Source organism: Methyloceanibacter sp. (assembly GCF_051306395.1).
In the GTDB taxonomy this organism is placed as follows: Bacteria; Pseudomonadota; Alphaproteobacteria; order Rhizobiales; family Methyloligellaceae; genus Methyloceanibacter.
This window is the reverse complement of the sequence record NZ_JBPPND010000110.1, coordinates 1-7,279: the sequence shown is the minus strand read 5'-3', so window position 1 is coordinate 7,279 and position 7,279 is coordinate 1. Positions and strand designations below refer to the sequence as shown.

Annotated in this window: 5 protein-coding genes; 3 read left to right on the top strand and 2 right to left on the bottom strand. The window is 64.4% G+C overall.

All coding sequences use genetic code 11. The features are described 5' to 3' along the window. The coding region (locus tag ACSLE4_RS06090; RefSeq protein WP_435903588.1) for an amidohydrolase family protein at nucleotides 1-771 on the bottom strand (771 nt) is incomplete at its 3' end. A gap of 186 nt (nucleotides 772-957) precedes the next feature. Between ACSLE4_RS06090 and ACSLE4_RS06085 the strand changes: the two genes are divergently transcribed. Genes ACSLE4_RS06085 through ACSLE4_RS06075 form a run of 3 tightly spaced genes read left to right on the top strand, consistent with a single transcriptional unit; the run spans nucleotide 958 to nucleotide 5,808 of the window. After that, nucleotides 958-1,464, top strand: coding sequence for a GbsR/MarR family transcriptional regulator (locus ACSLE4_RS06085; RefSeq protein WP_435903587.1), 507 nt, complete (start codon nucleotides 958-960; stop codon nucleotides 1,462-1,464). A gap of 25 nt (nucleotides 1,465-1,489) precedes the next feature. Continuing rightward, entirely contained in the window at nucleotides 1,490-2,635 is a 1,146-nt protein-coding gene (locus ACSLE4_RS06080; RefSeq protein ID WP_435903586.1) for an efflux RND transporter periplasmic adaptor subunit, read from the top strand. Continuing rightward, nucleotides 2,632-5,808, top strand: coding sequence for an efflux RND transporter permease subunit (locus ACSLE4_RS06075; protein WP_435903585.1), 3,177 nt, complete (start codon nucleotides 2,632-2,634; stop codon nucleotides 5,806-5,808). Before ACSLE4_RS06080 ends, ACSLE4_RS06075 begins: the two co-directional genes overlap by 4 nt. 13 nt (nucleotides 5,809-5,821) lie before the next feature. On the opposite strand, the gene ACSLE4_RS06070 is transcribed toward ACSLE4_RS06075, so the two are convergent. Further along, nucleotides 5,822-7,279 (bottom strand): class I adenylate-forming enzyme family protein (locus ACSLE4_RS06070; protein ID WP_435903584.1); only part of this gene is annotated, 1,458 nt, incomplete at its 5' end.

Genomic DNA, 7,279 nt, shown 5'->3' with positions numbered 1-7,279 from the left:
ACGTGCGCCCAGCGCGGCCTCGACCTCGGTGACCTCCTGGGTCGTCTCCGAGACGTGAATATGGAGCCGCGCCGCCGGATCGATGGCGTTCACGCCCGCTACTGCGGCGCGCACCTCATCGGGCGCCACTGCCCCTAAAGAGTGCAAGGCAGCGCCGACATGTAGCGTCGCGCACCTGTCGCGGCGGCCGCGCAACGTGTCGATGAGGGCGAGATATTGGTCCACACCGTGGACGAACCGCAGTTGCGCTTTCTCCGGCGGCTTGCCGATGCCGCCGTGGGCGTAGAGCACGGGCAGGATCGTCAATCCCAGCCCGGCCCGATCCGCGGCGGCGATCAGCCGGCCCGACATTTCGGCCGGATTGTCATAGCGGTCGCCGCCACTCTGGTGGTGGACATAGTGAAATTCACAAACGGAGGTGAAGCCGAATTGCAGCATCTCCAAATAAGCCAACGACGCGATCGCTTCGTAGTCCTCCGGAGTCAGACGATCGACGAAGCGATACATCTGCTTTCGCCACGTCCAGAGATTGTCCTCCGCCGGCTCGCCGGTGACGTGCTCGGTGCGACCGGCAAGTCCGCGTTGGAAGGCGTGGGAATGAAGGTTCGATAGGCCGGGCACGCCGAAGCCCGCCAGCCTCTGTGACTCTTCCCCTGTGATCCGATGGCCGGACACGCGGACGATCACGCCGCGGTCGTCGATTTCGAGATATCCGGGCGAGAGCCAGCCGTCGGGTTGGTGCAGATGCTCGACTTCGTAAATCGTGGGCATGGCTAGAGATGGCTCCATCGCCGTCGAGCGCGACTCTTAGGTCGGCCTGGGGGGCAATTGCCAGGCATCGGAAGGGTGATCCGGTCCGCCGCGCTGGCCAAATTAGACGGTCGAAGCGGGCTTCGGAAATAAGTATCAGAATGTTCAGTCTTGACTGAACAAACAAGATGCACCATATCTCCGGCCATGGAACACGACACCGAACTGGCGATCTCCGAGTTCGTCGAGCGCATGGGTCTGATCACCCAGGCCGACGGCTTGCCGCGCATTGCTGGCCGCATTATGGGCTTGATGATCGTGCATGGGGGGCCGTTCGGCTTCACCGAATTGGCTGAGCGCTTGAGCGTAAGCCGGGCCAGCATCAGCACGAATACGCGGCTGCTGGAAGACCTGGGCGTCCTCGAGCGTACCGCCGTACCCGGCGACCGGCAGGATTATTTCAGGCTGAGCCGCCAGCCCTATGCGCGGATGTTGAGGGGAATTGTGGAGCGGATGCGCCGCGCGCGCGAGGTTGTGGGGGGTGCACAAGAGGCGCTGCCGGATGATTTGATCGATGCGCAAGAGCGGCTCGCGGAACTCGATGCTTTCTACGAGGCGCTGATCGAAAGTTTCGTGACTGTCATAGAAGAGTGGGACAAGAAGCGGGCGAGCTTGGCTCCCCAAAGACGGGAAGGCGCGACGCAACCTGCTTGAACGCGATGCCGTAGGAGTTAGGTCTGTGAACAAGTCATATGTCATTGCTGCCCTCTTCACCCTCGGCCTCGCCGCGTGGGTGCTCGGCGGCTATGCGTTGAAGTCGTCGGGCAAAGAAACCCCCGATGCGCCGGCCGTCGCCAAGACGGCCGCGCCGATAACCGTTTCTGTACGCACCCAAGAGGCCAAGCCGGTCGAGCAGTTCATCGTCGCCCAAGGGCAGGCGGAGCCGAACCGGACGGTGACGATCCGCGCCGAGACCAAAGGCCAGATCTCCGAAATCCTCGCGGACGAAGGCGCCAGCGTCACTGCCGGCGACATCATCGTCAGGCTTGAGCCGAACGACCGCAAGGCAATGCTTCTGCGCGCCGAGGCGCGCGTCCGCGAGCAGCAGAGCGCGTTCGAGGCCTCCGAGTCTCTCGGCAAGAAGGGCTACCAGACACAACGCCAAGCGGATCAGACCTTCTCCTCGCTACAGACCGCCAAGGCCGAGCTGGAGGAGGCGCGCATCGAGCTCGAGCGTATCGAGATCAAGGCGCCTTTCGAAGGTGTCGTGTTGTCGAGCCCCATGGAACTCGGCGCCTTTGTCGATGTGAACGGCGAGGTCGCGACCATCGTCGACAACGATCCGCTGGTGGTCAGCGTCAGGATTACCCAGCAAGACGTCTCCGCTCTGAAGCTCGGCCAGTCAGCCTCGGTGACCTTCGCCACCGGTCAGCAGCGCGACGGCAAGATCCGTTATGTCGCGGCGCGGGCCGATGAGGACACGCGCACGTTCCGCGTCGAGGTCGAGCTGCCCAACCCGAACGGAGAAATTCCCTCGGGTATCAGCGCCGAGGCGAGGGTGCCTACCGGAACCGTTATGGCGCATTTCGTTTCGCCGGCGGCGCTGTCGCTCAACGACGAGGGCAAGCTCGGCATCAAGACGGTCGACGAGCAGAACAAGGTCACCTTTCACACGGCATCGATCGTGCTGTCGGATGTCGACGGCGCTTGGATCACGGGTCTGCCGCCCCAGGCGCGCATCATTACCCTCGGCCATGGCTTCGTTCAGATCGGCGAAGAGGTCCAGGTCGCCGAGGAGCAAGGCAAGGCCGAGCCTGACGGGTCGCGGGAAGCTGCCGCTCTTCTTCCCACGGGAAGCGTCGACGAGCCGACGTCCAGACGATGAATGCCCTGATCGACGCAGCCTTCACGCGCACCCGCACGGTGGCGCTGGCCTTCGTCATGATCATCGTGATGGGGACGGTCGCCTATATCTCCATCCCCAAGGAGTCCGAGCCGGACATCCCGATCCCGACGATTTACGTCTCGATGACCTATGAGGGCATTTCGCCCGAAGATTCCGAGCGACTCCTCGTCCGCCCGATGGAGAAAGAGCTTCAGTCCATCGAGGGCATCAAGGAGATGCGCGCCGTCAGCGCGGAAGGCTACGGCTCGGTCACGCTCGAATTCGATGCGGGCTTCGACCCCAATCAGGCGCTCCAGGATGTGCGCGAGAAGGTGGACATCGCCAAGGCCGAGCTGCCGCCGGAAACCGACGAGCCGCGTGTCCACGAGGTGAACGTGGCGCTGTTCCCGGTGCTCACCGTCGGCCTGTCCGGCAACGTGCCGGAGCGCACCTTGGTCAACATCGCCCGCGATCTGCAGGACAAGATCGAAGGCCTCCGCGGCGTACTCGAGGTCGATATCGGCGGCGACAGGGAAGAGTTGCTGGAGATCATCGTCGATCCCATGGTGCTCGAAACCTACAACGTGTCGTTTGCCGACGTTCTGAGCACGATCCAGCGCAACAACCGGCTGGTGGCCGCGGGCGCGCTGGAAACCGCCGCGGGGCGCATGGTGCTGAAGGTGCCGGGCGTCATCGAGGAGGTCACCGATGTGCTCAACCTCCCCGTCAAGGTTGCCGGCAACACCGTGGTCAAGTTCAGTGACGTTGCTTCCGTGCGCCGGACCTACAAGGATCCGCAAGGGTTTGCCCGTGTCGGCGGCAAGCCCGCGCTGGCGCTCGAGGTCAAGAAGCGCGTCGGTTCGAACATCATCGAGACCATCGCAAGCGTCCGCGAGGTCGTGGCGGCTGAGCAGGCAATCTGGCCGGCCGGCGTCGATGTGACCTTCATGCAGGACAAATCCGAGAATATCCGCGACATGCTCGGGGACCTCCAGAACAACGTGATCGCTGCAATCGTCCTGGTGATGATCGTCATCGTCGCGGTCATGGGCGTGCGGCCGGCTATTCTCGTTGGTCTGGCCATTCCGGGGTCGTTCCTCGCCGGCATCCTCGTCATCTACGGGATGGGACTCACGCTCAACATCGTTGTCCTGTTCAGCCTCATCCTCGTGGTCGGCATGCTGGTGGACGGCGCTATCGTCACCGTGGAGCTGGCCGACCGCAAAATGGCCGAAGGCAAGGACCGCAAAGTCGCCTATGCCGAGGCGGCCAAGCGCATGGCCTGGCCCATCATCGCCTCGACGGCCACGACGCTGGTCGTGTTTTTGCCGCTGCTGTTCTGGCCGGGCGTCGTGGGCGAGTTCATGAAGTTTCTGCCGATCACGGTTCTCGTGACGTTGGCGGCGTCGCTGGCCATGGCGCTGGTGTTCATTCCGGTGCTCGGCGGCATCATCGGCCGCGCCAACAAGGATGACGGCAAGTTGCTGGCGGCCATCAAAGCCGCCGAGGATGGCGATCTCGACTCAATAAGAGGCCCGGCGGGGTTCTATCTCGGCTCGCTGAAACGCCTGCTCGCGCATCCGGCGAAAATCCTTGCTGTCGCCGTGGTGTTTCTGATCGGTACCTATGTGGCGTTCGGCATGTTCGGCCGCGGCGTAGAGTTCTTTCCCGATGTCGAGCCCGATCTGGCGCAGGTCCAGGTACGAGCCCGCGGCGATCTATCGGTCCTGGAAATGGACGCCGTCGTGCGCAAGGTCGAGACCCGCATCTTGGCGCTGCCCTATTTCGAGGCGGTTTATGCGCGGACAATGGGATCTGGGAGCGCGCCGTCTCAGACGGGCTCGGCCGAGGATGTCATCGGCATCATCCAGTTCGAGTTCACCAATTGGCGCACCAGGCCGCCCGCGTCGAAAATCCTACAAGAAGTTCGCGAGCTGACCGCCGATATTCCCGGCGTAATCCTGGAGGTGCGCAAGCAGGAGGGCGGACCGTCGGCCGGCAAACCGGTCGAGCTGCTGGTGAGCTCCCGCGCCCCGGAGAAAATGCCGGAGACCGTCGAGCAGCTGCGGCGGATAATGCAGCAGATCGGCGGATTCGTTGATGCGCAGGATAGCCGGCCGCTGCCCGGCATTGAATGGCGGCTCAAGGTCGACAGAGAAAGGGCGGCCCGCAACGGCGCCGACGTCGCCGTGCTCGGCGATGCGGTCACCATGTTGACCAACGGCATCAAGGTCGCGGAATACCGGCCCGACGATGCTGATGAGGAGGTCGATATCCGCCTGCGTTTCCCGCTTGCCGAACGCAACCTGGAGCAGCTCGACCGGCTGCGCGTGCCGACCCCCAAGGGGCAAGTTCCGATCGGCAACTTCGTTACTTTCGAGCCGGCGCCGAAGACCGGCAACCTGAACCGCACCGATAGCCGCCGCGTCATCACCATCCAGGCCGACGTCGCCGAGGATCTGTTGGTCGACGATCAGGTACGCAAGCTGAAAGCGGCGGTGGCCGAGGCCGATTTCGACCCTGCGGTGACCGTGCGCTTCAAGGGTCAGGACGAGGATCAGCGCGAGGCGGGCAACTTTCTTCTGAACGCCTTCGTCATCGCCATCTTTGCCATGACCGCGATCCTGCTGACCCAGTTCAACAGTTTCTATCAGACCGCACTGGTGCTGAGCGCGATCATCTTTTCGACCGCCGGAGTCATGTTGGGCCTGCTGGTCACCGGTCAGCCTTTCGGTATTGTCATGGGCGGCATCGGCGTCATCGCGCTGGCCGGCATCGTCGTGAACAACAACATCATTCTGATCGACACGTATAATGGCATGAAGGCGCAAGGATTGCCGCCCAAGGAGGCCATCCTGCGCACCGCCGCCCAGCGCATGCGCCCGGTCCTGCTGACCTCAATCACCACTGTTCTCGGCCTCATGCCGATGGTGTTCAGTCTCAGCATCGACATCATCGGTCAGGATGTCTCGATCGGCGCGCCGTCCACGCAATGGTGGACGCAGCTCTCCAGCGCCATCGCCGGTGGGCTGACATTCGCCACGTTGCTGACGCTCGTGCTCACGCCCTGCCTCCTCATGATGGGGGACAACGCCTCCGCATGGCTGCAGCGGCGCCGGCAACGTTGGGCAGAAGGTTCCGGTCACGGCGCCCGGCCGCAGGCGGCCGAGTGATCGGCGCCGCGTCCTAAGACTGGCCGGCCTCCTCGTAGGCCTGGCGGAGGCGCTGCCGCAGCAGCTTGCCGTTCGCGCCCTTGGGCAGCGCTTCGACGCGGGCATAGATGCGCGGGCATTTGTAGCGGGCGAGGCGGCCGGCGACGAAATCTTCCAACACTTTCGCCTCGACCGGAGCCTCAGAGACATAGAACGCGGCGATGACCGTGGTGTCGGCCTTGACCGTGACTTCCGCGGCGGCGCTTTCCAGGATCGCGGGATGGGCGTTCAGCGCGCTTTCGACCTCGATGGGCGAGACCCGCACGCCGCCCGCGTTCATCATGTCGTCGCTTCGGCCAAGATAAGTGAGCGCGCCGTCTTCGCCCATGCGCACGTGATCGCCGGTCAGGAACCATTCCCCCTGAAAGCGCTGGGATGTTTCCTCCTCGGCGCCCCAGTAGCCCAGCATCAGCCCTGGGTCGCGCTTCGAGACGCCGAGAATGCCCGGCGTGTCGAAGCCGGCAGGCCCATCGTCGCCGAGCACCGCCACGCGGCGGCCGTCTTGCGGATAGCCCAACGTGCCGGGCGGGGCAGGATGGTTGGGCGAACCGGACACGAAGGTCGAGCATTCCGACATGCCGAACGCCTCGTAGACCGGCGTGCCGGTCGCGGCCCCCCAAGCGGCGCGCGTAGCCTCGGGGAGCTTCTCGCCGGCTGATAGCCCGTGGCGCAAGCTTGTGAGCGGCGGCAGCTTCGTTCTCAGGAGCCGGCGGTAGATCCCCGGCGCCGCGGCGAAGATGCTCGCGTCGTGTTGCTTCATCAGAAGACCGAGCTGGTCCGGCGTTACCCCCTTGCCGGGGATCAGCGCCGTCGCCCCGCGCGTCCAAGGGTCCAGGAGTCCCGTCCCGAGCGTATAGGTCCAGTTGAATGCGCCGGCATGCAGCAGACGGTCGCTCGCGGTCAGTCCGTACCAGCCTTCCCACATCATTCTGCGCGCCCAGATCGCGCGATGGGCATGGGTCACCGCACGCGGCTGCCCAGAAGTCCCGGACGTGTAGACGATGTAGCCGGGACGATCAGGATCGCCCATCGCGTAAGGCGCGGGCGGAAGCGCAACCATGACCCGCATGGCGCTCGCGGTCAGGACCGGGCAGGGCGGGTCCATGGGTAGCGCAATGCCGTCCTCCGCCACGATCAGTCGCGGCGCGGTGTCTCGGGCGATCTGGGCGACCTCGGGCGCGGTCAGGAGCGATGAGGTCGGCACCGGGACGATATCGGCGGCGAGCGCGGCGAGATAGCAGATCGGGAACTCCACGCTGTTGCCGAGCCGCATGAGCAGGCGGTCGCCGGGCCGCAAGCCTGCGTCGAGAAATCCACGCGCGGTTCCCAATACGGCAGCTTCGAGCCGCCCATAGCTCCAGTGTTCGGCCCTGTCCGGGTCGATGACGGAGAGCGCGATCTTGTCGCCAAGCGTTGACGCGCGTTCGAGCAC